General features: G+C 55.4%; 21 protein-coding genes and 1 riboswitch. Of the genes, 13 read left to right on the top strand and 8 right to left on the bottom strand.

The annotated features are described in order from the left end of the window. The first annotated feature begins 55 nt into the window (after positions 1–55). Positions 56–829 (top strand): glucitol operon DNA-binding transcriptional repressor SrlR, encoded by a 774-nt coding sequence (gene srlR, locus ACJ8HA_RS17115; protein ID WP_033635559.1) that lies wholly within the window; start codon positions 56–58, stop codon positions 827–829. Further along, positions 822–1,793, top strand: coding sequence for an arabinose-5-phosphate isomerase GutQ (gene gutQ, locus ACJ8HA_RS17110; protein ID WP_016926691.1), 972 nt, complete (start codon positions 822–824; stop codon positions 1,791–1,793). Before srlR ends, gutQ begins: the two co-directional genes overlap by 8 nt. A gap of 39 nt (positions 1,794–1,832) precedes the next feature. Here the strand turns inward: gutQ and ACJ8HA_RS17105 are convergent, their stop codons facing one another. From ACJ8HA_RS17105 to ACJ8HA_RS17090, 4 genes are all read right to left on the bottom strand, one after another. Further along, positions 1,833–2,291 carry an inhibitor of vertebrate lysozyme family protein gene (locus ACJ8HA_RS17105; RefSeq protein WP_025303880.1) on the bottom strand — a complete coding sequence of 153 codons (459 nt, stop codon included), beginning with the start codon at positions 2,289–2,291 and terminating at the stop codon, positions 1,833–1,835. Between the two features lie 84 nt (positions 2,292–2,375). Beyond that, entirely contained in the window at positions 2,376–3,176 is an 801-nt protein-coding gene (gene thiD, locus ACJ8HA_RS17100; protein WP_025303881.1) for a bifunctional hydroxymethylpyrimidine kinase/phosphomethylpyrimidine kinase, read from the bottom strand. After that, complete coding sequence (gene thiM, locus ACJ8HA_RS17095) at positions 3,176–3,967, bottom strand: hydroxyethylthiazole kinase (protein WP_025303882.1); 792 nt, start codon at positions 3,965–3,967, stop codon at positions 3,176–3,178. Before thiM ends, thiD begins: the two co-directional genes overlap by 1 nt. A gap of 35 nt (positions 3,968–4,002) precedes the next feature. Next, a riboswitch (TPP riboswitch) is annotated at positions 4,003–4,099 on the bottom strand. 91 nt (positions 4,100–4,190) lie between these two features. Further along, positions 4,191–4,805, bottom strand: a complete 615-nt coding sequence (locus ACJ8HA_RS17090) for a TetR/AcrR family transcriptional regulator (protein ID WP_025303883.1) — start codon at positions 4,803–4,805, stop codon at positions 4,191–4,193. Positions 4,806–5,022: 217 nt separating this feature from the next. Between ACJ8HA_RS17090 and ACJ8HA_RS17085 the strand changes: the two genes are divergently transcribed. The 4 genes from ACJ8HA_RS17085 (at position 5,023) to ACJ8HA_RS17070 (ending at position 8,799) form a co-directional block, all read left to right on the top strand. After that, on the top strand, positions 5,023–5,286 hold the full coding sequence (locus tag ACJ8HA_RS17085; protein WP_025303884.1) for a YtcA family lipoprotein: 264 nt from the start codon (positions 5,023–5,025) through the stop codon (positions 5,284–5,286). Positions 5,287–5,296: 10 nt separating this feature from the next. Beyond that, positions 5,297–6,334: a multidrug transporter subunit MdtN gene (gene mdtN / locus ACJ8HA_RS17080; protein WP_442515409.1), complete on the top strand. Its 1,038-nt coding sequence runs from the start codon at positions 5,297–5,299 to the stop codon at positions 6,332–6,334. Between the two features lie 4 nt (positions 6,335–6,338). Then, on the top strand, positions 6,339–8,303 hold the full coding sequence (locus ACJ8HA_RS17075; RefSeq protein ID WP_049204873.1) for an FUSC family protein: 1,965 nt from the start codon (positions 6,339–6,341) through the stop codon (positions 8,301–8,303). Between the two features lie 70 nt (positions 8,304–8,373). Beyond that, positions 8,374–8,799 carry a GNAT family N-acetyltransferase gene (locus ACJ8HA_RS17070; protein WP_099816852.1) on the top strand — a complete coding sequence of 142 codons (426 nt, stop codon included), beginning with the start codon at positions 8,374–8,376 and terminating at the stop codon, positions 8,797–8,799. On the opposite strand, the gene ACJ8HA_RS17065 is transcribed toward ACJ8HA_RS17070, so the two are convergent. Then, positions 8,796–10,019 (bottom strand): MFS transporter, encoded by a 1,224-nt coding sequence (locus ACJ8HA_RS17065; RefSeq protein WP_442515408.1) that lies wholly within the window; start codon positions 10,017–10,019, stop codon positions 8,796–8,798. The genes ACJ8HA_RS17070 and ACJ8HA_RS17065 overlap by 4 nt on opposite strands. 95 nt (positions 10,020–10,114) lie before the next feature. On the opposite strand from ACJ8HA_RS17065, the gene ACJ8HA_RS17060 reads away from it, so the two are divergent. Continuing rightward, positions 10,115–10,555, top strand: a complete 441-nt coding sequence (locus tag ACJ8HA_RS17060) for a winged helix-turn-helix transcriptional regulator (RefSeq protein ID WP_025303888.1) — start codon at positions 10,115–10,117, stop codon at positions 10,553–10,555. Between the two features lie 105 nt (positions 10,556–10,660). Next, on the top strand, positions 10,661–11,530 hold the full coding sequence (rluF, locus tag ACJ8HA_RS17055; RefSeq protein ID WP_025303889.1) for a 23S rRNA pseudouridine(2604) synthase RluF: 870 nt from the start codon (positions 10,661–10,663) through the stop codon (positions 11,528–11,530). A gap of 141 nt (positions 11,531–11,671) precedes the next feature. Here the strand turns inward: rluF and ACJ8HA_RS17050 are convergent, their stop codons facing one another. Next, positions 11,672–14,734, bottom strand: coding sequence for an autotransporter outer membrane beta-barrel domain-containing protein (locus tag ACJ8HA_RS17050; protein ID WP_435967818.1), 3,063 nt, complete (start codon positions 14,732–14,734; stop codon positions 11,672–11,674). A 195-nt stretch (positions 14,735–14,929) separates the two neighbouring features. Continuing rightward, positions 14,930–15,244, bottom strand: coding sequence for a hypothetical protein (locus tag ACJ8HA_RS17045; protein WP_025303891.1), 315 nt, complete (start codon positions 15,242–15,244; stop codon positions 14,930–14,932). A 175-nt stretch (positions 15,245–15,419) separates the two neighbouring features. Here ACJ8HA_RS17045 and ACJ8HA_RS17040 point away from each other — a divergent pair, with 175 nt between their 5' ends. After that, positions 15,420–16,052 carry a response regulator transcription factor gene (locus ACJ8HA_RS17040; RefSeq protein WP_043138047.1) on the top strand — a complete coding sequence of 211 codons (633 nt, stop codon included), beginning with the start codon at positions 15,420–15,422 and terminating at the stop codon, positions 16,050–16,052. Then, a complete protein-coding gene (locus tag ACJ8HA_RS17035) occupies positions 16,049–17,830 on the top strand; it encodes a hybrid sensor histidine kinase/response regulator (RefSeq protein ID WP_025303893.1) in 1,782 nt (593 codons plus the stop codon). The genes ACJ8HA_RS17040 and ACJ8HA_RS17035 overlap by 4 nt, the downstream gene beginning before the upstream one ends. A 14-nt stretch (positions 17,831–17,844) precedes the next feature. Here the strand turns inward: ACJ8HA_RS17035 and ACJ8HA_RS17030 are convergent, their stop codons facing one another. Next, complete coding sequence (locus tag ACJ8HA_RS17030) at positions 17,845–18,678, bottom strand: enoyl-CoA hydratase/isomerase family protein (protein ID WP_169541290.1); 834 nt, start codon at positions 18,676–18,678, stop codon at positions 17,845–17,847. A gap of 122 nt (positions 18,679–18,800) precedes the next feature. Between ACJ8HA_RS17030 and ACJ8HA_RS17025 the strand changes: the two genes are divergently transcribed. From ACJ8HA_RS17025 to ACJ8HA_RS17015, 3 genes are all read left to right on the top strand, one after another. Then, positions 18,801–19,175, top strand: coding sequence for a winged helix-turn-helix transcriptional regulator (locus tag ACJ8HA_RS17025; RefSeq protein WP_060445265.1), 375 nt, complete (start codon positions 18,801–18,803; stop codon positions 19,173–19,175). Between the two features lie 1,112 nt (positions 19,176–20,287). Continuing rightward, the gene (locus ACJ8HA_RS17020; RefSeq protein WP_072270946.1) at positions 20,288–22,423 is read left to right on the top strand and encodes an ATP-dependent nuclease; all 2,136 of its coding nucleotides are present in this window, start codon (positions 20,288–20,290) and stop codon (positions 22,421–22,423) included. Beyond that, on the top strand, positions 22,416–24,446 hold the full coding sequence (locus ACJ8HA_RS17015) for a UvrD-helicase domain-containing protein (RefSeq protein WP_442515407.1): 2,031 nt from the start codon (positions 22,416–22,418) through the stop codon (positions 24,444–24,446). The genes ACJ8HA_RS17020 and ACJ8HA_RS17015 overlap by 8 nt, the downstream gene beginning before the upstream one ends. The last annotated feature ends 159 nt before the right edge of the window (positions 24,447–24,605 follow it).

Genomic DNA, 24,605 nt, shown 5'->3' with positions numbered 1-24,605 from the left:
CATAGTGAATTATTCAGCGAGGGGAAATGCCCCACTCTTGTGAACGGGAATCGCGATGAAACCAAAGCAGCGGCAGGCCGCTATCCTTGAATATCTGCAGCGGCATGGCAAAACGGCAGTGGACGCCCTGGCCGAGCATTTCTCCACCACCGGCACCACCATCCGCAAGGATCTCACCCTGCTGGAAGAAGAAGGCGAGGTGATCCGCACCTACGGCGGCGTGGTGCTCAGCCGCGACGACGGCGATCAGCCGATCGACCGCAAAACCCATATCAATACCGAGAAAAAGCGCCACATCGCCAGCGCCGCTGTGGCGCTGATCGCCGACGGCGACTCGCTGATCTTCGACGCCGGCAGCACGGTGCTGCAGATGGTGCCGCACCTGGCGCAGTTCAATAACATCACGGTGATGACCAATAGCCTGACCATCGTCAACGCGCTGGTGGAGCTGGACAACGATCAGACCATCCTGATGCCAGGCGGCACCTACCGCAAAAAATCGGCCTCGTTCCACGGCAGCCTGGCCGAATCGGCGTTCCAGCAGTTCAGCTTCGACAAGCTGTTTATCGGCGCGGACGGCGTCGATCTCAACGCCGGCGTCACCACCTTCAACGAAGTGCACAACGTCAGCAAAGCGATGTGCGAAGCCGCCGGCCGCATTATTCTGTTGGTCGACTCCTCGAAATTCGGCCGTAAGAGCCCGAACGTGGTGTGCGAACTCAGCGCCGTCGACACGCTGATCACCGACCGAGACATCAACCCCGATTACCTCGCCGCCCTGCAGGCGAAAGGCATCAATATCCTTCTGGTAGGAGACCCCGATGAGTAACGCCAACGCCCTGCTCGCCTTCGCCCGCGAAACGCTGGAGATCGAGCTGACCGAAGCGCAGCGCCTGCTGGCGCGCCTGGACGACAACTTCGTCTGCGCCTGCGAACTGCTGCTGAACTGCCGTGGCAAAGCGGTGATTTCCGGCATCGGCAAGTCCGGCCATATCGGCAAGAAGATCGCCGCGTCGCTGGCCAGCACCGGCACGCCGTCGTTCTTCGTGCACCCGGCGGAGGCACTGCACGGCGATCTCGGCATGATCGGCGCCGACGACGTGGTGGTGTTCATCTCCTACTCCGGCCGCGCCAAAGAGCTGGACCTGATCCTGCCGCTGCTGGCGGAGAACGGTATTCCGGTGATCGCCGTTACCGGCGGCAAAGAGTCGCCGCTGGCGCAGGCCGCGGCCTGCGTGTTGGATATCGGCGTCGAGCGAGAAGCCTGCCCAATGGGGCTGGCGCCCACCTCCAGCGCGGTCAACACCCTGATGATGGGCGATGCCCTGGCGATGGCGCTGATGCGCCAGCGCGGTTTCAACGCGGAAGACTTCGCCCGCTCGCACCCGGGCGGCAGTCTGGGCGCGCGCCTGCTGAACCGCGTGCATCACCTGATGCGCACCGGCGATCGCCTGCCGCGCGTGAGCGAAAGCGCCAACGTGATGGAAGCGATGCTGGAACTGAGCCGCACCGGGCTCGGGTTGGTGGCGGTCTGCGACGCGCAGCAGCGGGTGGTGGGCGTATTTACCGACGGCGACCTGCGCCGCTGGCTGGTGAAGGGCAACAGCCTGCAGGATCCGCTCAGCCCGGCGATCACCCGCCCCGGCTATCGGCTGCCGGAGCAGTGGCGCGCCGGCGAGGCGCTGGAAGCGCTGCACGAACAGCACATCAGCGCGGCCCCGGTGGTCGATATGGACGGCGTGCTGGTGGGGGCGCTCAACCTGCACGATCTGCATCAGGCCGGCATCGGCTGATCAACGCCGGGGGCGCCATCACCGGCGCCCCCGGTCAGATCATTTCCAGTCGGGATTGTTCTCGAACTGCTGCTTCAGCAGCGCCTTCATGTCGTCATCCGGCTTGCCGAGCCACTGGTACTTGGCATACTTCTTCGGATGATCGACGGCTTCCGGCCGATCTTCCACTTCCACCCGCACGCCCCAGGCCTGGGATTTGTCCGCGCTGAACGCCACAATCAAAAAGTTGTTGCCGCAGTCGTGCGGCTTGCACAGGTTGCCGACCAGATACTCTTTGCCCTTCCAGTTCAGATTCTGCGCCGGCGTAGAGGTGCCGACGCCCTTGCGCGCCCAGCCCGGCATCCGCGCCTGGCCTTTCACCATGTTTTGCCAGCTGGCCTGGTACCCCGGCTGCTGAATCAAATCCGACGTGGTGACGATCTGCTGGGCAAAGCTGCCCGCGCTGAAGCTGAGCAGTGCGCCGAAGAGGGCGCAACGCAGCGCCTGGTGTCCCGTCATAGTCCTTCTCCCTAGGTTAAATCAGGTTTCGCCCGTCAAACCGGGCCTGAACTAGTCAGACCACGGTTGCGGCAAAAAGTTGACTCACCACCAGGCGTGAAAATGATGCACCGGCCCGATGCCGTGCCCCACTTCCAGGGTGTCCGCCTGTTGCAGCGCGTGTTGCAGGTAGTCCTTGGCGGCGGCCACCGTCGCCGCCCAGTCGGCATGGCGCGGGCGCAGTGCCGCCAGCGCGGCCGAGAGCGTGCAACCGGTGCCGTGGGTGTGGCGGGTGGCGACGCGCGGCGCGGTAAAGCGCTGCTCGCCTTCGGCGGTAAACAGCCAGTCCGGGCTCTCACTTTCGCTCAGGTGGCCGCCCTTCATCAGCACCGCCCGGCAGCCCATCGCCAGCAGCGCCCGCCCCTGCTCACGCATCTGCGCTTCATCTTCCGCCGGCGCGCACGCCAGCAGCGCCGCCGCTTCCGGCAGGTTCGGCGTAATGATCGACACCAGCGGCAACAGCTCGCGCCGAATAGACGCTACCGCCTCCGGCGCCAGCAACGGATCGCCGCTTTTCGCCAGCATCACGGTGTCCAGCACCACGAATTCCGGCCGGTAATGGCGCAGCCGTTCGGCCACCGCCTGCACGATGTCAGCGTTGGCCAGCATGCCGATCTTGACGCTGTCGATGCGCACGTCGCTGAATACCGAGTCCAGCTGCGCGGCGACGAACGCCGGATCGATGTAATACACCGACTGCACGCCGCGGGTATTCTGCGCCACCAGCGCGGTGATCACCGAGGTGCCGTAGGCGCCGAGCGCCGAGAAAGCTTTCAAATCGGCCTGAATGCCGGCGCCGCCGCTGGGATCGGTGCCGGCGATGGTCAGCGCGTTAATGCGTTTCATCACAGATCCTCCCCGCGCAGTTGATACAGCGCGTCGAGGAACGCCGGCGTAAAGCTGCCCGGCCCGGCGGCCTGCCTGGCCGCGAGGCCGCCGCAGTGGGACATCACCCGGCAAGCCGTCGCCACGTTGTCCAGGCGATCGCCCGGCAGGGCGCAAAACGCCGCCGCCACCGCCGACAGCGCGCAGCCGGTGCCCACCACCCGCGTCATCAGCGGGGAACCGCCTTCGATCGCCCAGTCGCGCTGGCCGTCGGTGACGTAATCCACCGCGCCGGTGACCGCCACCACCGCGCCGCTGCGCCGCGCCAGCTCACGCGCGGCGGGCAATGCCGCCAAGGAATCGTCGCCGCTGTCCACGCCACGGCCGCTGGCCAGCAACCCACTGAGCGCCATGATTTCCGAAGCGTTGCCGCGTATCGCCGCCGGTTTCTCGTCCAGCAGCTGTTTGGCGAAGGCGGTGCGGTAGGAGAGCGCACCGACCGCCACCGGATCCAGCGTCCAGGGCTTGCCGGCCCGATTGGCGGCGGCCACCGCCGCCCGCATCGATTCGGCACGCAGCGCGTTGAGGGTGCCGACGTTGATCAGCAGGCCGTCGGCCAGCGCGCTGAACTGCGCCGCCTCTTGCGGCTCCACCACCATCGCCGGGGAAGCGCCGAGCGCCAGCAACACGTTGGCGGTCAGCGATTGCACCACTTCGTTGGTCAAGCAGTGGATCAGCGGAGGCCGCTGTTGGAATTGGGTCAGACAGGCCGCGGCGCGGGCGCCGGGTAGTGCATCAGGTCGAGCGATCATATTCCTCCCAACCGGCGTTCAAGAAGGCGGCGCCGGCTGGGCGGCCGTGACTTCCCTACGCTGGCATTATCCAGATCAGGTAATACGGGTATTTCTCAGCCTTCACGTAGAAGGGCACCCCGAGTCATGAAAATCAATAGGTTGTGATCAACGTTGCGTTAATCCCTGCAGGGGATCATGCCAGCGGCGGCGCGGACAAACAAGCGAATAAATTGACTCGCGCCTAAGCGATGTTTCCCTCTTTTCCCGCCAGATACAGGCTCAGCACGCCGGGCAGCTCCGCCAGCGTGAACGCCACGCTCTGCGGCGCCGTCTTGAAGATATGGTGCAGCGTACCGGCCACCAGGCTTTGCAACAGCCGGGTTTGCTGCAGGATCTCCGCTTCGGCGGTCTCGGGGCGGCGCAGCTGCAACACGCTGGCGATCAGCGTCAGGAAGCTGGACTTTTCATCCGGCAGGTTCATTTCCCGCATCACTGGCAGGTAGTCGGCATGCTCACGCAGGTACTGCGCATAGGGTGAAAACAGCCGCTGGATCACCGCTTCAGCGGAGAGGCGCCGCCACTCATCGTCACTGGCCAACGCCATGTCGCGCACCAGCGCCTCAATCGACTCGGTATGCCGATCTGCCAGCGCCTTGATCACCGCGTGGCGATCGGGAAAAAAGTGATACATCGAACCGATGGAGGTTTTGGCGTGCTTGGCGAGCCGCTGCATGCTGAGCGCCGCCAGGCCGTCCTGCGCCACGATCGCCGCCGCCGAATCCAGAATGGTTTGTACGCGTTGCCGCCCTCTTTCCTGCTGTGGCTCTCGCCCGGTGATGTTTTCGTCGATTTGCATATTCGTTTCTGCCCGCTGTCATCAACGCATTATACCCATTTGCCGCTACGAAGGCAGGGCGACACAAAAAACTAGATTAATCCCTCTAGTTTAGAGTAGAGTATTTATTCTAGTTTACCCTGACGCAAGCGTGGGGAAGACAAACAGTGACCTCACTCACTGAAAAAGAGTCATTTCATTCGGCCCGTCGCCCAAGCCAATCGTCAGAGAATGCCCTATGCCCGACAAAAAACTGCTTATCACCTGCCTGACCGCGCTGTTGCTCACCGGGTGCTCGCCGGCACCGTCGATAGTGGTGTTCGGCGCTTCGTTCCCCGACTGGCTGTTTTGCCTGTGCGGCGGCGTGGCGGGTATGGTGGCGATCCACCTGCTGCTGCGCACCCCGGAAAAACGCGCCTGGCTGGCGCCGCAGCTGCTGACGTATCCGGCGCTGACCGCGCTGATCGCCATGCTGATCTGGTTACTGGTTTTCCCCCACTGAGACTGACGCCATGACCCAACCACACACCCCAAACCGGCGCAGACTGCTGGTGCTTACCATCCTGGCGTTGACATTCATCGTGGCCGCCGTCGTCGTCTGGCGGGTGGAAAACGCCCCCAGTACCGACGATGCCTACGCCTATGCCGACACCATCGACGTGGTGCCGGAGGTGAACGGTCGCATCGTCGAGATGCCGATCCGCGACAACCAGGAAGTGCGGCAAGGCGATCTGCTGTTCCGCATCGATCCGCGCCCTTACCAGGACGCGCTGGCGGCCAGCGAAGCGCGCCTGATCACGCTGAATGAACAGATCAAGCTGACGCAGCGTTCGGTCAACGCACAGCAGTACAACGCCGAATCGATGAACGCCATCGTCAAACGCTCACAGGCGCTGGTGGCGCAGGCGACCGACACCCTTAACCGCCGGCAAAAGCTGCTCGGCAAGAACTACGTTTCGGCGGAAGAAGTGGAAACCGCCCGCACCTCCCAGCGCTCGGCGCAGGCGGAATTGCAGGCCGCATTGCTGCAGGCGAAACAGGCAGAAGCCGCCGTCAGCGGCGTCGAAGCCCTGGTCGCACAGCGCGCCGAAGTGCAGGCCGACATCGCCATCGCCAAACTGAACCTGGAGTTCACCGAGGTGAGAGCGCCGTTCGACGGCCGCATCGCCTCCCTGAAAACCACCGTCGGCCAATATGCCTCCAGCGCCAAACCGGTGTTCACGCTGATCGACACCCGCCACTGGTACGTGGTCGCCAACTTCCGCGAAACCGACCTGAAAGACGTGCATCCCGGCGTGCCGGCCACGCTGTATTTAATGAGCGACGCCGGCCAGACCTTCAGCGGCAAGGTGGAATCGATCAGCTACGGCGTGCAGCCCGACGACGGCGGCACCGTGCTGGGCGGGCTACCCAACGTGTCGCGCAACATCAACTGGGTACACGTTTCGCAGCGCTTCCCGGTCAAGATCGCGGTCGAGGCCCCCAACCCGGCGCTGTTCCGCGTGGGCGCTTCGGCGGTGGCCAAGCTGAACCTGCGCCATGAAGAATAAAACGATGTCTCGCGGCTGGCTGTCCCCGTTGATCGACGAGCTGCGCCCTTCGGACAGCCGCATCAACCTGATGATCCGTGCTCTGCTCTCCAGCGCGATCGCCATCGTGATCTCGCAGACGCTGCAGGTGCCGTGGCTGGCGCTGTCGCTGATCGCTGTCTTCTTTATCACACAGTCCAATATCGTTATCACCCGCACGATCGGCATCCTGTTTTTCGTCAGCTCCACGCTGGCGATCGGCGCCGCTATCCTGGTACTGAAGTTCACCTACGACTACCCGATGCTGCGCATCCTGCTCTCCAGCGCGCTGTTTTTCCTCAGCGTGTTCCTGATGCGGGTGACCAAGGTTGGGGTACTGTTCTTCCTGATGGCGCTGGTGGTGATATACACGCAAAGCTTTGTCGATCTCACTCCGCAGGCGGAAGTGGTGATACGGCTGGTGCTGTGGGTATGGGTGGCGATCAATTACGCCATCCTGCTCACCCTGATCGTCAATACCCTGCTGCTGCCGGCCGAACCGCTGAAGCAGCTAAAGGGCCGGATGAACGCGGTGTTGGACGAAACCCGCGCTATGTTGGCCAACGGCGGCGAGACGCGCGATCTGAGCGCCATCTCGCAGCACGCCACCGAGCTGCATAAGCTGCTGCGCTTTTCGGTGATGCGCAGCGATCGCTGCCGCGCCAGCGAGCCCGGTTACCTGGCGCTGATCACCCTGGTGTTGCAGCTGAATATTCTGGCCTATCAGCTGCCGCCGGCCTTCGGCGCGGCCGCGCGTCAATTGGCGCAAGAGATAGACGCCGCCTGCCGCGCGCTGCAAACCGCGATCAGCCACGACAGCGCGCTGCGATTTTCCGTCGCGATCGCCGGCAGCGACGATCCGCAGGTGCCGGCGCCGCTCAATGAAATGGCCGGCCTCCTGCAGGTCTACACCAACCGCAGCGACTACGCCAACGCCCTGCAGGCCGCGCCACCGCCAAAAGTGCCTTTCTTTACCCCCGATGCCCTGACCAACCCGGTTTACATCCAGTTTTCGTTGAAAACGCTGCTGACCGTGCTGGTCGCCTACGTGTTTTATACCGCCGTCGATTGGCCCGGCATTCATACCATCATGCTGAGCTGCCTGATCGTGGCCCAGCCCAGCCTTGGCGCCACACAGCGGCGGGCGCGGCTGCGTCTCGGCGGCGCGGCGATCGGCAGCCTGCTGGCGCTGATCTCGGTGGTGTGGATCATGCCTCAGCTCGACAGCCTCGTCGGCTTACTGCTGCTGACGCTGCCGGTGATCGCCCTCTCCGCCTGGATCGCCGCCGGCTCCGAGAAGATAAGCTATGCAGGGGTACAGATCCTGTTCACCTTTTCCCTGGCGCTGCTGGAAAGCTTTGGCCCGGTCACCGAGCTGACCGAGATCCGCGATCGCCTGATCGGCATCGTGCTGGGGGTAGGGTTCGCCACTTTCATTCACGCCACGCTGTGGCCGGAATACGAAGGGGAGTCGCTGCGGCAGCAGGTTGCCAACGTGCTGCGGGAACTGGCGCGCTTCCTCGGCGGCGAGAACACAAACGCCATCGGCATCTGGCAAAAAATCGAGGGCTGCGAAGCGGTGGTGGCCCGGGTGACGCTGGAGCCTACCTGGCAGTTGGCAGATGATAACCATGAAAGCTTCACCCGGCACATCCAACTGATCTTTAACCAGACGCGCAGCCTGTTGCTGACCAGCGAAAAGCTCAACACCTATCTGGCAGGCGGCGGCGCGGCGCTGTCCGTGCACGAACGCCAGGCGCTGATCGAGGTGCAACGCCAGGGCGGGCGCGTTCTCGCCGAGTATGCGGCGCAGCTTGCCAGCGCGCCGCAAGCGCTGCGGACGCCCGACTTTCATCCACCGCTGGCCGCCCTGCATGCCGACACCGTGCGCCACCTGGCTCAGGAGTTGAGCGACGGGCTCAATCGCCTGCCCGCCTGGGGCGACGCCTAGCATTTTCCGTTTGTGGCCGTGCACGCCCGGTGCAATGCGCTATAGTGAGCACAAACCACCGGGAGATGCCATGCAGATAAGACCCTACCAAGAGACCGATCGCCCCTTCCTGCGCACGCTGTACCTGGCGTCGCGCAAGGCGGCGTTCGGCTGGCGCGATACCTCAAACTATCAGTTGGAAGATTTCGACGGCGCGACGCTGGGCGAAGCGATTTGGGTGGCGGAAGACGGCGGCACGCTGCTGGGATTCGTCTCCGTCTACCGCGAAGATAACTTCATTCATAACCTGTATGTCGATCCCCATCAGCCGCCGCGCGGCGTCGGCAGTGCGCTACTGCAGGCAGCGCAAGCCACCTTCACCGCCACCGGCTCGCTGAAATGCCTGGTGAAGAATGAAAAGGCGCTGGCGTTCTACCGCAAACACGGTTGGCGCATCATCTCTACCGGTAACGACGGCGAAGAAGATTATTACCTGATGCATTCGCCGGCCCGCTAGCTCTTACCCGCCGCATCCGGCATGCCGCGCAGCGTCAGCCGCCAAAATAGCAGCGCGCTCAGGCTGACGCCCGCCCCCAGCCAGCAGACGCCGCTCCAGCCCGCCCAGGCGTACATATGGGTGCCGGCAAAGGCGCCCAGACCGCTGCCGACGGCGTAAAACAGCATATAGCAGCCCACCAGCCTGCTGTGCGACTGCGGGTGCGCGCTGAAGATCATGCTCTGGTTCAGCACGTGGATCGCCTGGCCCGCCAGATCCAGCAGCACGATGCCCGCCACCAGCCAAACCAGGCCGCTGCCGAGCAAACCAAGCGGCAGCCAGGCCAGCGTCAACAGCAGCAGACACGCGCCGCTGGCCGCCTGCCCCAGCCCGCGATCCGCCAGATGCCCGGCGCGCACCGCCGCCAGTGCGCCCACCGCGCCGACCAGGCCGAACGCCCCCACCGCGGCATGGCTGAAGTTGAACGGCGCCTGGCTCAGCGGCAACACCAGCGAACTCCAAAAGAGGCTGAAAGCGCCGAACATCAGCAGCGCCAGCATGCCGCGAATTTGCAGCGTGCGGTCATGCAGCAACAGGCTCAGCATCGAACGCAGCAGCGCGGGATAACTCAGCGTGCTGGGAGCGGTGTGCGGCGCAGGCAGCAGCCGCGACAGGATCGGCAGCAATACCAGCGTCACTCCGGCAGAGAAGAAATACACCGTGCGCCAACCGCCAACGTCCGCCAGCACGCCGGACAGAGTGCGCGCCAGCAGCAATCCCAGCACCACTCCGCCCTGCGCCGCACCAACCACCCGCCCGCGCTCCTGCGGCGCCGCCAGGGCTGCGGCGTAAGCGATCAGCCCCTGCGTCATGGCGGTGCCCAATAAGCCTACCAGCAACATCCCTACCAGCAGCCAGGGCGCGCTGTGCGCCCAGCCCACCAATAGCAGCGCGCCGATCAGCCCCAGCTGTTGTCCCGCCAGCAACCGATGCCGGTTCAGCCGATCCCCCAGCGGCACCACCAACAGCAACGCCAGCGCGCAGCCCAACTGAGTCACGGTGATCACCATGCCGACCGCCGCCAGGCTGATGGAAAAATCATGGGCGATAGCGTCCAGCAACGGCTGCGCATAATAAACGTTGGCCACGCTAAATGCGCTGGCGGCAGCCAGCAGCAGCACCAGGGTGGCCGGCAGGCGCCCTAGCACCGCACAGGGGGGATCCAGCAGTTTGTCGCTCATTACACACCTCAATCTGGTTTCATTATTAAACCCAATGAACTTTAGGCGCAGAGGTTTTATAATGCAACCAGAATGTGCAGCTGGAGATAACCGCCGTGAAACGTAAAAGCCTGGAAGACGCGCCGTGCCCGGTGGCGCGCACGCTGGATGTGATTGGCGACTGGTGGTCGCTGCTGATCGTGCGCGACGCCTTCGATGGCGTCACCCGCTTTAGCGAATTTCAAAAAGGGCTGGGGATGGCGAAGAACATCCTTGCCACCCGCCTGCGCGCGCTGGTGACGCACGGCGTGCTGGAGATCGTGCCCGCCGCAGACGGCAGCGCCTATCAGGAATATGTGCTGACCGAGAAAGGCCGCGCGCTGTTTCCGGTGATCGTCGGCCTGCGCCAGTGGGGGGAAGATCATCTGTTCGCCGAGGGAGAAGCGCACTCAACGCTGGTGGAAAGCGACAGCGGCCGCCCCGTCCCGCGCCTGACGCCGATCGGCAGCGCCGGGCAGACGCTCACCCCGCTGAATACCCGGGTGGTGAAGGTATGAAGCGTCTCAATAAGGCCTGCATCACCTTGCGCTATTGCATCTATTATCGAACAGCTTCCGCAATCCCCTGCGGGTAATGTATAGTCCGCGTTTTACGGAGATCCCATGCTGACTAACTCATCCATTCGTTTGAACAAATACATTAGCGAGAGCGGTATCTGCTCACGCCGCGACGCCGATCGATACATCGAACAGGGCAACGTTTTCATCAACGGTAAACGCGCCACCGTTGGCGCCCAGGTATTTGCCGGCGATGTGGTAAAGGTTAACGGTCAGCTGATCGAACCGCGCAATGAAGAAGATCTGGTGCTGATCGCGCTGAATAAACCGGTCGGCATCGTCACTACCACCGAGGACGGCGAGCGCGACAACATCGCCGACTTCGTCAACCACAGCAAACGCATCTTCCCGATCGGCCGTTTGGACAAGGATTCACAGGGGCTGATCTTTCTGACCAACCACGGTGACCTGGTCAACAAGATCCTGCGCGCCGGCAACAATCATGAGAAAGAGTATCTGGTGACGGTCAACAAGCCGGTGACCGACGAGTTTATTCGCGGCATGGGCGCCGGCGTGCCGATGCTGGGCACCGTGACCAAAAAGTGCAAGGTGAAGAAAGAGGCGCCGTTCGTGTTCCGCATCACGCTGGTCCAGGGGCTGAACCGCCAGATCCGCCGCATGTGCGAACACTTCGGCTATGAGGTCACCAAGCTGGAACGCACGCGCATCATGAACGTCAGCCTGAAAGGGTTGCCGCTGGGCGAGTGGCGCGATCTGACCGATGACGAGCTGATTGAGCTGTTCAAGCTGATTGAAGGCTCTTCGTCCGAGGCTAAACCGACGAAGAAAGCCCCGGCCAAATCTGCCCCGGCGAAAAAACCGAACGCCGGCGGGCCGAAAGGCGCCGACAAAGCCGCTGCGCCAGCCGGCCGCAAGCGCTTTACCCAGCCAGGGCGCAAGAAAAAAGGGCGTTAACGCCCTTTCTCCCTCGCTCAGCCCGCCTTTGCGCGGGCTTTTTCATCATAAAAGTCAGCCACAGGCCGCCACTGCGTTCTCACCATAAAAAAGGCCCGCATCAAGCGGGCCTGCAAGTACCAGAGAAGTCTAGAGGAAAAATCAGAACGACCAGCGCAGGTTGGCGTTGACCGAATTAACGCGAGTATCGGCGCCAAATTGCCCCTGATAGCCGACATCCAGTGTCGCGGCGTGCGACAGTTTCACGCTCACACCGATATCGCCCACCATCACGTTGTCATCCACGGCCTGGCCCTGCGTGACGAACGCGTCGCTGCCGGCAAACGCCATGCGCGATGAAGTGTTCTTATCGCCGTAGGCGTGCTGCCAGCCGAGTGAGCCGTAAAGGCTGACGTTCTTCGGCAGTTCGGTCACGCCGCGCACCCCGAGCGTAGAGTAGAAGGTGTTCATCGTTTCATTGCGCACGCTCAGCGCCGCCGCGCCACCCGACTCCTGGAAGCTGTCGGTATGCAGGCGGATGTAGCTCAGGTTGATGAACGGTTCGACGTTCATCTCCGGCTGGCCGAAACGGTAACCCGCTTCGGTGAACGCCAGCAGCGAGTTCGCGTCATAATCCGACTTCAGCCGATCCGAGAAGCCGCTGAAATCGACGTTGCGCTTGCCTTCAATCTTATGCCAGGTGTAACCCAGCGCGCCGCGCAGCGAGAACGCATCCTGCTGCCCCGCCGCATACAGGCCGAGGTGGTAGTTGTCGGTATCGGCCTTGGAACGGCGGCTGTCGACGTCGTAGTCGCCGCGGCTGTAACCAAAGTAGCCGCCGATGCGCACGTTATGGTCCGCCAGCTTGCGATCCGCCCCCAACAGGAAGCCGGTGGTGTTGCCATCCAGCTTGCCCACGTTGCCGTTGCCGCTGTTTTTGCCCCAGGAACTGAAGGTTTGCCCCCAAACGCCGCTGTTTTGCGCCTGCGCCGGTTGCACCAGCGACATCGCCAACGGCGGTATCGGCAGGCTGTCATTGTCGAACAGGCGCAGCATGCGCTGGTTCAGCACGTTGAACAGCTGGGTGCTGCCGGCGATCAGGTTAGACTGCATCGACGGATAGACTTCACCGGACAGCTGATTGAACGCCTCGCGCGCTTCCGGCGCGCTCAGCAGCAGCAGCGAGTTATACAGCGCCAGCGAAGGGCCGCTCTGCGCCAGCGTCGAGAGCGCGCCAGCGGTATTCCACTGGTTGCCGCTCTCGGCCACCGTTTGGAAAATGCCCGGTTTGCCGCTGCCTGGATTCTCGCCCCCCGGATTTTCACCGCCTGGGTTTTCTCCGCCCGGATTCTCGCCGCCTGGATTCTCGCCCCCTGGGTTTTCCCCGCCCGGATTCTCGCCCCCTGGATTCTCACCGCCTGGGTTTTCCCCACCCGGGTTCTCGCCGCCAGGGTTTTCACCGCCCGTGTCTTTCTGCGCGATGGTCAGATCCACGGCGTTGGCGCTGTGGTTCAACGCCACATCGAGGAAGGCGGACTTGGAAACCGCCGACGCGAACTGGCCGTCAATGCCGCCGTCCGAGGTCAGAATGCGGTAGCTTTGGCCGGTTTTATAGCTGGTTTGCGGATCCAGCGCCGTAACCTGCACCTTGGCCTGATCGCTGATGGTGGTTTTGCCCGCCACCAGCAGTTGATCGCTGCGGCCGTCGCCGGCGATATCGACGTCATAGAAGGATTCGCCGATAAAGTTCAGGTAGCGTTTCAGCGTCAGCGTGCCGATATTGCCGTCGCCGGGCGAGATATGGCCGCCGGACAGGATCTCGGTCTGGCCCAGCGTGCCGTTGCCGCCCAGCGTGCCGCCGGCCTTGATCGACGCGGCGCTGCTGTAGCCCTGCCCGTTATTGACGTCGGAACCCGCCGTCGCATTGAGGATCAGCGTGCCGCCGTTTTCGGCGCTGAGGGTTTGGATCTCGAAAATGTCGTCTTCTTTCTGGGTATTGATGTCGCTGGCGATGATGAGCTTACCGCCGCGCGCGGTGACGTTTGCCTGCAGGCCAGTGAGATCGCCGTTCAGCGTCGTGTGCCCGGCGGTGTTGATCACCTCGCCTTCGCCGCTCATCTTGTTGCTGAAGACGTAATTACCGTCGGTATGGTTAAAGTACACATAGCTGCGGAACAATCCGCCCCGCAGGGCGATCGCCGTCTGGGCATCGATAGTGCCAGCAGCGCCCGCCGCGCCGAGCGTCGGCTCGGTCAACCCGGTGCCGGTATCCATGTTGCCGCGGCTGCCGATAATCAGCGCGCCGCGGTTAGAACCGGAACCGGTCTTGCCCAGCACCACTTCGTTGCCGCCGGCGGAGAATGTCCCGCCGTCCATGACCGCCAACACGCCATTGCCGTAATCGCCGACGTTGACGCTGCTGCCGCTGGTAAACCGTGAGCCGCTGCCGGCGATCGTCAGCTCGGCGGTTTTACGCGCGCCGGAGACGCCCGCCACCTGAATATTACCGACGTTGACCACGCCGCCGTTCAGCACGTCCAGATCGCCGTAAAGCGTGAGCGCACGGCCGACGTTCCATTGGGAATTAGCCCCCGTGACCGTGGCTTTCGGGCTCAGCATATCGCTCTCGCCCGGCCCGCTGCCATTGCCGATGCGTGCGTCAAAGGCGGTATTCAGCACCGCGCCGTCTTCAATCGCCAGCGTGGATCGTGCCCCTAAATCGGTGCCGACGCTGAGAAAATTGCTGGTGACGCGAGAACCGGCGCCGGTGGCGATAAGGTGGCTGTCATAGCCACGGGTGGTGCCGACCACGATCTCTTTCGCGCTGGCCAGCGCACCGTCTTCAACCCGCAAGGTGCCCCGCCCCAGATTCAGGCCGCCACGCAGCACGAACTGATCGTTCACCGCGTTCAGCTCGGCGTTCGGCCCGCGGACCGTGACTACGCTGTCATGAATTTGGCCGTTGAACATCCGGCCAATATTGATGTTATAGGCGCTGATCTTGCCATTCTCGATCAGCAGATTGCCGCTTTGATTGCGGCCGACGTAAACGTCCCCGGTGTAGGCCAATGATTCGGTAATTTTTGAGTCGCCGTCAAAAATGGCATCGTCTGCGCGAGCGATATCGGCGGGCGCCAGCATCAACAGCGGCGCAGAAAATAGAGCGAGGTAAAGTTTGGAAAGCGGTGTACTAACCGCTAAAGGGTGCGATGTCTTGTCATTCACGGGCTATCTCCGTACTCGTTAGCGTGATGTCGCGAAATTTATTGTTATAGGAAAACTCAATACACTAGAGGAGGTGTGAGGCGTTATTTCGCGCACGCCGGTTTAGTGATCGTCGAAGCAAAAGCTTATTGCCCCCCGGCGCTGACGCTCCGACGATGGAAAACCAGGAAGCGGCAATACCGCCCCCGAAGCGAATTATTTATGCGTGACCACCGGCGTACAGGTCGGCGCGCTCAGCGACGGCGACGAACCTAAAATTCCCGGCATCATCAGCGACGAGCAATCAAAAATACGGCCTTTTTCCGTGGTGGCGCGATAAGAAAGTTTTTGGCCGCCCAGCGCATCTGGCTGTGCGCCATTGACATTGGTCACGGTAATTTCGTCCGATGAGCCCAGGCCCAGCATTTTGGCGGTTTCCGCCTGCAGTAATGGAATGGCCTGATCGGTTTTCAGGGTGGAACAACCGGCTATCATCATCGTAACGGTTAAAGCGATAAGTGGTTTCTTCATAAATTATCCTTTATAACCAATCAGTTAAAATTACCGATTAGCTTTATGTTTTCTCTTATCCAAATCCTCGAATAATATATTTCCCTTTCCTAAACGAAAAAACCCTCCTAAAGTAGGGAGGGTTGATAATAATTCATCAGACCTATCTGATATTTGAAGGCGAAAGGAGAATCCTTTGGGGCAGGATTATGCGTTGGTCGTTGATGACCATCCATTGGTAGCAAGCGGCATCGCCAATTTTCTCAGCACGCATTGCCGATTCAAACAGGCGCATGTGGTGACCAATGAAGAGAATTGCTACCGCCATATTAGGGAAAATGGCCCACCGCGTTTACTGGTGATTGATTTTTGGCTCTCTTCCGGTACGGCGTTGAAATTACTCAAAGAAGTAAAACAACGTTATCCGCAGGTGCGGATTTTGGTGGTCAGCGGCGACGAGAATAACAATATCTGGCAGAAAGTGCACAATGCCGGCGGGCATGGGTTCGTGTTAAAAAATGAACCGCCAGAATTATTCGCCAGGGCGGTTTTTGCGCTGAACAATAATCAGGAATGGTTCCCGGAAGGCAATGAAGCCGCCATTAAAAACAACCATGACCATTTAAATAAATTCAATTTAACGCCGAGGCAATTAGACGTATTAACTATGATGCTGCGCGGCCTGCCAAATAAAAGAATTGCGACGCAACTATCTATTTCCGAGCCGACCGTCAAAGAGCATATCAGCAATATATTGAAAAAGATCGGCGTCAACAGCCGAGTGGAAGCCATCACGCTGTTGCACGGCAAACGGGATCCGTCGTCATGAGGTTTTTCCAGCATTTACAAAATGATGGCATCTCCCCACGCGCACAGATCCGCCTGCTGGACAACACCTTCATGCGGCTGGTGTTCAGCTTCACCGCCGTGCCCTTCGTCGGCATTCCGTTCGCCATCTGGATTTATTTGCTGGGTGATGAACTCGGCCCAACCATTACCTGGATCATCGTTTACCTGCTATGCGCCGTGGCGATCCGAATAGGACATCGTCGCTATCTGCATGAGGCCAAAGAAAATGATGAAGACACCGTGCTGCGCCGCTGGCTGCCGCGCATTAATAAGGTGGCGTTTATTCACGGGTTGGGGATCTCATCACTCTATTTAATTACGCCGCAGACCCATAACTTTGACTTTTTCCTGCTGCTCAATATCAGCATCGCCGCGATCGTCGCCGCCAACGCAACGCACCTGACGCCCGTCATCAGCACCTTTACCCGCTTTTTCTTCGCCTCCTGGGGGCTGCTGAACCTCGGCATCATCTGGCGGCTGGAAGACGTGATGTTCATCGTGCTGATGCTGAACTTGTTGTACGGCTTTGCCATTTACCGCCACGCATTAACCTCGCATGCGTTCTTTATTCAGCAGGCGCTGCTCGAAGAGCAAAGCTCGCGCCTGGCGGAGCAGTTCCGCCAGGCTAAAGAAGAGGCGGAACAGGCGCTGTTGGACAAGAACCAGTTCCTGACCACCGCCAGCCACGATCTGCGCCAGCCGGTGCACGCCATGGGTTTTCTGATCGAAGCCATCATCCACAAAAACCGGGACGACAGCCTGACGCCGCAGCTGCTGGATCTGCAACAAAGCGTGCGTTCGGTGCATTTGATGTTCAATTCACTGCTCGATCTCAGCAAGATCGAATCCGGCAACGTGCGCACCGCCGCCACCCATGTGGATATCGGCGCCCTGCTCGACTCGGTAGTCACCCTGTTCCGCGAAGAGGCCAACAGCCGCGCCCTGGCGCTGCGCACCTGGCGGCCTAGACGGCGTATCAGCGTGATGGGCGATCCGCTGCTGGTGCGGCAATCGCTGATCAACCTGATCCAAAACGCCCTGCGCTATACGCAACAGGGCGGCGTGCTGATCGCCATCCGCCCACGCGGCCCCGAGTGCCTGGTGGAAGTGTGGGACACCGGCGTGGGCATCGCCGACGAAGAGAAAAGCAAAATCTTCTCCCCTTACTACCGCCCTGAACTGGCGTGGAAAATCGACAGCGCCGGCCACGGGCTGGGGCTGGCGGTGGTGGCGCGCTGCGCCAAACTGATGAAGGTGAAGTACGGCATGCACTCCGTCGAAGGCAAAGGTTCGCGCTTCTGGATGCGCTTCACGCAATACAGCGGCGAAGACAAAGCGCCGGACACCGCGGCCGCCTACGACAACACCGCCACGCCTATCCGCTATGCGCCGCTGCGCGGCGCCTGCCTGGTGGTGGACGACGATCCCTTGGTGACCTCCGCCTGGGAGAGCCTGATGAGCACCTGGGGCATCACCGTGCGCTGCGCGGCCTCCGCCGAGGAGGCCTTCGCCATTGTCGAGGACGGTTTTACGCCGTTCGCCGTGCTGTGCGACCAGCGCCTGCGCTCCGGCGAGAGCGGTTTCGACATCCTGAAAGCGCTGTTCGAGCGCCTGCCGGACGTGAGCGGCGCGATGGTCAGCGGCGAGTTCAACTCACAGATATTGCAAGAGGCCGAGCAGGAAGGCTATCTGGTGCTGCGCAAGCCGCTGGAGCCGGCCAAGCTGCATGCGCTGCTGACGCAGTGGGGGGCGGGCTAGCGCGAGGCGGTGCCTTAGCGGGCAAGATGCCGCAGCAGGCCTTCAAGGTTGCGCTCCCCTTCCGGGGTTTGCGCACCGGCCTTCAGCCCACCGCGGATCAACCGCTCCGCGGCCGGGCGTGCGAACAATCCCGCCCAGGCGTCGTGCTCGCGATAAAAACCGGCCTGCAGATCCGGTGCAGGCATCGCCTGCTTGGCCGCCGCAATCACCCCCGCAGGCAATGCCGCGATATTGCGCGCTAACCGATCGACGAAATCATCAAGCTCGGCGGCAGGCAAGGCGCGGTTAATCCAGCCATAACGTTCTGCGGTAGCGGCATCGATGAGATCGGCGCCCAGGATCACTTCCAGAGCGCGGCCGCGCGTCATTCGGCTCGTCAGATACTGCGTCGCACCGCCGCCGGGCGTAATGCCCATCAAGGCCTCGCACTGGGCCAGCCCCGCCGCTTCCCGTGCCGCGAAAGCCATATCGGCCGCCGCCACAAACTCGGCGCCACCGCCGCGCGCCAGCCCGGCCAGCTTAACGAGAGTGACCTGCGGCTGGCTACGCAGCAGCTCGCCAAACGCCTGGAACGGATTTAGCCCCTCCGGCGCGTTGCTCGCCAGTTCGTCGAAAGCGTGCGGCTCATCGATCAAGGTCATGTCGACGTGAGCAATAAAGAACGCTGGGTTCGCGCTCTGGAACACCAACACCCGCGTATCCGGATCGTCACGCACCGCGAGCAATAAACGGCTGATTTCCGACATCAGCGCCACATCAAGCACGTTTACCGGTGGGTTATCGATAGCGATCGTCATCACGCCGTGCGCATGAGACAGCCTGAGCTTGCTGAAATCTGTATCTGTCATCTCAATGTCCTTTTACCTGGGGTACAAGTGCGGGTTTTTCACGCCCTGTGTCGAATGGTATACTTTGCATACTTGGCGTCAATTACGCACCTTAAGCATCCCAGGGATGCAGGAGGATACCGATGGATACGACCGACCTTGTTTACCGCGCCGACTGCCCAAGCCGCATCGTCCTCGATCAGATTGCCGATAAATGGTCCATGATGGTGCTGGAAGTGCTGCGTGAGCCGCAGCGCTTCAACGCCATCAAACGCCGTTTGGATGGCGTCACGCAACGCGTGCTGACCCAGACCCTGCGCAAGCTGGAACGCAACGGCATGGTGCATCGTAAAGTGTTGGATGGGCGGGTGCTTGGCGTCGAGTATTCGCTGACGCCGCTCGGCAAATCCCTGCAGGGGCCGTTCTCGATACTGTTCGACTGGACGCTGGGGAATATTGAGGCGATTCAGGAGTGCCAACGTAAGTATGATGAGGAGAGCCAACAGGTTGAGAATTGAGACTGGCTACTGATAAGGCATGCCCTGCGTTCCATTGAAGACAAGAACTGTATTTGGGGATGGGCTTTATCCTGTACATCGGCGAATGCCTAGTGATCTGCGTGGAACAGAATCTACGTTTGACTGAAATGGCCGGGATACTGGATAGGATTGCGATAAACAGACCATTACCTACACTGTTTAAAACTGATAACAGCCCTAAATTTGAAGGAGAAATGCTCGAAAATTGGGTGTATGAAAGGATGATTAGGATCGATTTCTCACGTCCGAGAACACCGACGGAAAACGCTACTGTGGAGGCCTTCAATGGCAGGTTGTGGCAAGAATGCATCAACTAAAGCTGATTCATGCTTTTGGAAGATGCACAGTGCAAAATCAAGACCTAGTGCATACACTATAACCAGAGTCGTCCCCATTCTGCGCTGACTAGATGACTACTTCTGAATTCGCTGAAAAATCTGCCTGTTGCCGCCAGGCTGAAGCCGGTTATTCCTGATTGTGAATGGACCACATACGGGGAGCGGATCAAAGTCGACATTACTAACTGGTGACTGTGTCTAATACTGGGGCAGATCATTACCCATAATTTGGCTTAGTGGCGACGTTCGGGTTCGTTGCGGGCTTCAATACCTATAGTGGTTATCGGTTCAAGCTTAGGTGGAATGTAACCCTTCAAGTTGTGCATTAGCTCAACATATCTCAAGTTTTCAGCTTCGGTGACCATTTATCTAACTGTTAAGATAAGAAGTGTCAGAATTTTTAAAGTTAAGTGATGTCTCTTTTTCTGAAAAAATAGAGAGCTGAATAATATTAAAATAAAATGCATGTAATTTATTTTGGAGAAAAAACATGAGTCATGTCTTTGACCAGTGGAATCATAAGACGCTCAAAATAACTAATCTGGCAGAGTGCCTAGATGATTAAGTCGAAACCTCTTAAATAAATTAACTGATAAACTAAATCCACACGTAATCTCAAAATTGAGTTTAAAAATAAATACCAACATTATCAATTGGTTATGCTTAGCGGGTTGAATATTCCTTGTTGGCGGCTTAAAAAAAAGGTAAAAAAAATCATCGTTTTCATTTTGCTTGCTATAAGGAAATAAATGTATGTATCTAAAAAGTTTAGTTATTCATAACTTTAGGAAATTTGGCGATGTGAATAATAAAGTATGTTTTGTTAAAGCTGGTAAAACATTACCTGAACAATCACCAGTGGCGGCATCAACCACAGTTGTTATTGGGAAAAATAACTCAGGTAAAACTACGATAACAAACTCACTATCTTTGATATGTTCTGACACTGAAAAATTAACAGGAAATGACTTTAACCATAATTATTTGAGGAAGATTTTGTCTTCTATGATGGCATCAGATTTCTCAAAGTATCCAGAAATAAAGTTCGAAATGGAATTTATCTTAGATGACATTCATAATGATAGCACTAGCAACTTCGCACCATTCATCGATATATCATCACTAAGTAGTACTCCTGGAGAAGAAAATAATGCTGCAACAGCATTAGCATTAATAACCTTTAAAATAAATGATGAATCAATTTTTCAGGATAAAATGAAAGATCTCATTCGAGAAAAGCAGGAAAATTCTTATAATGACACTGAGGTTTTTAGGCGGTTTTTAGATTTAATATCAATGACAGAATTTAAAAGAGTAATTAAAAATAAAAGCAACAGAGTAATTGAAAAGGTTAGAATAAAAAACATAATCGATCTTCGAGTTATCAAGGTAGCAAATAATATACATGACCAAAGACTATTAGCTAAGTCTTTTAACCGCATCATAAAATTCATGTATGAAAAAAATAAAGATGAACTAAAAAGCATTTTGCATTTAGTAGATGGCAATAATCATAGCCTTACAGAAATGATCAAGCTAAGTCATCAGGATAATGTGGAGTCAGTCTTGAACACAATCATACTTGATGAAAGTTTAGGTATTGAATTAAGAGCTAACTTAACTTTCGATAAATTGATGGGAGATCTTATAACATATGAGCATCGAGATGGTAACAATTTAATTCCTGAAGGACAGTTTGGGTTAGGGTATGCAAATCTTATAAATATAATTAGTGAGATAATTGATTATTCCAATAGGAGTCTGCATGAACAAAAACAACTAAAGATTCAACTATTATGCATTGAGGAACCTGAAGTCTTCATGCACCCTCAAATGCAAGTTAATTTCATTCGCCATATTGAAGAGGCGCTAGTGAAAATATTAGGTCTTAACTTTAAAGATATTAGTTCTATTAAAAGTCAAATAATAGTTACTACTCACTCCTCTCATATATTAAATAGTATTATTCATGGCAGTGGAACTTTTAATGAGATAAATTACATTAATAGTTCCAAACGGAATAGCGAATGTATCGTTCTGAATGATGATGAACTTTGTGATGGTGGCAAGGAGTTTGACTACTTTAAATTTATAAAAAAACACGTTAAACACCAAGTTCCTGAGCTTTTCTTTTCTGATGCAATAATTTTAGTTGAAGGTATTACTGAAGAGCGCGTCCTGAATTATCATATCGATAATAACGATATTTTAAGCAGGAGAAACATTTCAGTATTTAGAATTGATGGAGCGCATGGTAAGGTTTATTCAAACCTGCTGAAAAAAATAAACATCCCCACACTAATAATAACTGATATAGATTTCAAAAGAGATAGTTCTCTCTTCAAACAAGTGACTATAATGGAGGATGGTTCGGAGGTTACTACAGAGCATTTCCCACAGATGGAGAAAATTGACAATTCAACTGAAACAACCAATTCAACGTTAAGCTATTTCTTAGGGAGTAAGAAAGTTGGAGAGTATCCTACACATCATATCTCAGATAATATATATATATCTTATCAATTAGAAAGGATATCCATTGATATTCCTGGTTCCAAACAGTCTCATTTTTATGCCACTTCATTTGAAGAGGCATTTATCCTCAAAAACTATAAAAATAACTTATTGAGAGAAGTATTGCTGAGAGTTGTTGGAAAGGATTACTCAGATATAATTTCAACGAAACAGGATGATTATTACCTTCTCGCGACGAACTCATTCAAAATACAAAAGAAACTTTCCGATTGTAAAAGTGCATTTGCTAATTCTATTATTTTTGAATTAATCACGAGCAACAAAACCAAACCTATACTGCCATCATATATATTAGATGGACTATCCTGGCTCGAGAGACAAAAAACAAAAAAGGAAGGATTTGACCATGTATGAAATAGATGAAAACAAGGCCAAAAAAGAAGAAGAAATAATTGAAAGAATATATTCATTAATTAATAAAAAAGAATCTTTTTACTTTCAATCTGGTGCTGGCTCTGGAAAAACATATGCTTTAGTTAAGGCAATCAAACACTCAGGGAAATTAGATCTTATAAAGGACAACCATGGTTTCAGAAAAATATTGTGCATAACATACACGAACAATGCCACCAGTGAAATAGTTGAGAGACTGCCAAAATCAGACCTCTATTATATATCAACAATTCATTATTTTATTTGGGAGCTATTGAAAAATTATAATAAAGAACTAATTGATGTACATGTATCGTTTCTTGAAAGTGAGATAATAAATATAGAAGATGAGATTTTTCATAATCCTGATTCTAAACCTTCATATAAAAAATTCAGAGACATTACCATTACAGACTTAGAGTTTGCTATCGAAAAGATATACATTGACAAGACCAATTATTATGAGGTTGCCTTTGGGCCAGCTAAAGAATATTGGAATTATCTCGAGTCTATAATGGGGACAACTACATTACAGAGAATCAAGTCTAACAAGCAAGATGTTTGCGATGTAATAAAATCCCTAATGAATATTATAAATTATAAATTTTGTCTGGAATCAATTCAGAATGGTCACCTTGAATATAAGAAAATAATATATAACTCCAATCAAAACATTGAAATACTTCATAGGAACATCATAGGTCATGACACATTGCTTAAATATGCAAAAATGTTATTACTGAAAAATCGAGGCTTATCAAAGTTAGTGATAGACTCATATCCATATATTTTTATTGATGAATGTCAGGATACTAACCCGGACATTATAGATTTCTTTTCTGAAATATATGACTACTCCAAACAATCTGAAGATGATTTTGTTCTGGGATTTTTTGGCGATCCAATGCAAACTATTTTCTCTAAAGAAATAGTTCATACTCCTTTCTATTCTAGGCTCAATGTCATCAATAAGGATTTCAATAGGAGATCCTATGATGAAATCATAAATAGTATAAATATAATCAGAGGAAACCATCAGCCTATTATTCAGACTTCTATTTTTAAAAATAAAAAAGGTGGCTTGGTTAAGTTTCAAAGGTTGGACGAACTATATAATGAAAAGTCATTGATAAGAAAAATCATTGCTGAGCATGTACGTGAGTGGAATATATCATCAGAAAGTTCTTTTGCATGTCTAGTCCTGAAAAATAAAATGCTTGCTAGCTTGTGTGACTATGAAAAAGTTTATAGTTTAGTTGCTAGACTCTATCAGGCAGAAAACTCCTCTTATCACAATAAAGTTAATGAGGAGTTCGTTGTAAGAGAAATTAAGAAGGCAGGGCGGTTGGCTATAACCCTCCACAAAATATTACTTCCATTGTTTTTTATTGTTAAGAATGACAGGTTGTCTTTAAATGAAGTCTTCCCAGTTATTTCCAAAGGACAATATAATTTGAATGAGGTACGTGAGGCTATATCATTCTTCAAAAGTGTATCTAATTGCTCTTTGTTAGAATATATTGATAATATTCGTAACAAATTAAACAGCACATATCCCCGTGAAATAAAAGAACTAATAGGATGTAATTTCCCGACGGAACTAGTTAATGCTGACTCGAGTTTGGAAGCGACTATTTTGGGATTGTCTGGATTTAAGAGGGTTTCTGAGTGTTCTCCAATTTTATCTGAACTTCTTCAAGTTAATACCAATGAGTTTTTGAATTGGATGAATTACTTGCACGGAGAGAAAAAAAACTCAGGCACAAATTATTTAACATGCCACTCATCAAAGGGATTAGAATTTGATAATGTACTGATTTTACTCGAAGATTCAATGTTACATGATAAGAACATTTTTTCTGAACTTCTATCTTCAGATTTAAACATAACGTTAAATGACAAGTTAGAGAGAGCCAGGCGTATTTTTTATGTTTCAGTCTCACGTGCTATCAAGAATGTTAGTATAGTTTTGTTTTCTAAAAACGCTGTTGATTTTCAAACGTAATAAAAATGAGAAATTTTATTTCTATTACGCCCCTGCATGCAGGGGCGTAATTGTTAAAATGAATCAACGGGATATGCTTTCTATTTCCTTCTATCATTGGGTAAAAAGGCTCCGCCTTTTCAGTTTTATAAACCATTTCCTGACCAATCTAAATCCAAT

The sequence above is a fragment of the Serratia sp. CY33802 genome (assembly GCF_052169095.1).
Classification (GTDB): Bacteria; Pseudomonadota; Gammaproteobacteria; order Enterobacterales; family Enterobacteriaceae; genus Serratia; species Serratia bockelmannii.
The sequence above is the reverse complement of the archived record's forward strand: the minus strand, read 5'-3'. Positions and strand labels throughout refer to the sequence as shown.

Bases quoted from the DNA above. Each gene is read 5' to 3' on its own strand.
- srlR (WP_033635559.1), top strand. From the start codon at position 56: ATGAAACCAAAGCAGCGGCAGGCCGCTATCCTTGAATATCTGCAGCGG.
- gutQ (WP_016926691.1), top strand. From the start codon at position 822: ATGAGTAACGCCAACGCCCTGCTCGCCTTCGCCCGCGAAACGCTGGAG.
- ACJ8HA_RS17025 (WP_060445265.1), top strand. From the start codon at position 18,801: ATGGATACGACCGACCTTGTTTACCGCGCCGACTGCCCAAGCCGCATC.
- mdtN (WP_442515409.1), top strand. From the start codon at position 5,297: ATGACCCAACCACACACCCCAAACCGGCGCAGACTGCTGGTGCTTACC.
- ACJ8HA_RS17015 (WP_442515407.1), top strand. From the start codon at position 22,416: ATGTATGAAATAGATGAAAACAAGGCCAAAAAAGAAGAAGAAATAATT.
- ACJ8HA_RS17065 (WP_442515408.1), bottom strand. From the start codon at position 10,019: ATGAGCGACAAACTGCTGGATCCCCCCTGTGCGGTGCTAGGGCGCCTG.
- ACJ8HA_RS17085 (WP_025303884.1), top strand. From the start codon at position 5,023: ATGCCCGACAAAAAACTGCTTATCACCTGCCTGACCGCGCTGTTGCTC.
- ACJ8HA_RS17020 (WP_072270946.1), top strand. From the start codon at position 20,288: ATGTATCTAAAAAGTTTAGTTATTCATAACTTTAGGAAATTTGGCGAT.
- thiD (WP_025303881.1), bottom strand. From the start codon at position 3,176: ATGAAACGCATTAACGCGCTGACCATCGCCGGCACCGATCCCAGCGGC.
- rluF (WP_025303889.1), top strand. From the start codon at position 10,661: ATGCTGACTAACTCATCCATTCGTTTGAACAAATACATTAGCGAGAGC.
- ACJ8HA_RS17070 (WP_099816852.1), top strand. From the start codon at position 8,374: ATGCAGATAAGACCCTACCAAGAGACCGATCGCCCCTTCCTGCGCACG.
- ACJ8HA_RS17090 (WP_025303883.1), bottom strand. From the start codon at position 4,805: ATGCAAATCGACGAAAACATCACCGGGCGAGAGCCACAGCAGGAAAGA.
- ACJ8HA_RS17045 (WP_025303891.1), bottom strand. From the start codon at position 15,244: ATGAAGAAACCACTTATCGCTTTAACCGTTACGATGATGATAGCCGGT.
- ACJ8HA_RS17075 (WP_049204873.1), top strand. From the start codon at position 6,339: ATGTCTCGCGGCTGGCTGTCCCCGTTGATCGACGAGCTGCGCCCTTCG.
- thiM (WP_025303882.1), bottom strand. From the start codon at position 3,967: ATGATCGCTCGACCTGATGCACTACCCGGCGCCCGCGCCGCGGCCTGT.
- ACJ8HA_RS17035 (WP_025303893.1), top strand. From the start codon at position 16,049: ATGAGGTTTTTCCAGCATTTACAAAATGATGGCATCTCCCCACGCGCA.
- ACJ8HA_RS17030 (WP_169541290.1), bottom strand. From the start codon at position 18,678: ATGACAGATACAGATTTCAGCAAGCTCAGGCTGTCTCATGCGCACGGC.
- ACJ8HA_RS17105 (WP_025303880.1), bottom strand. From the start codon at position 2,291: ATGACGGGACACCAGGCGCTGCGTTGCGCCCTCTTCGGCGCACTGCTC.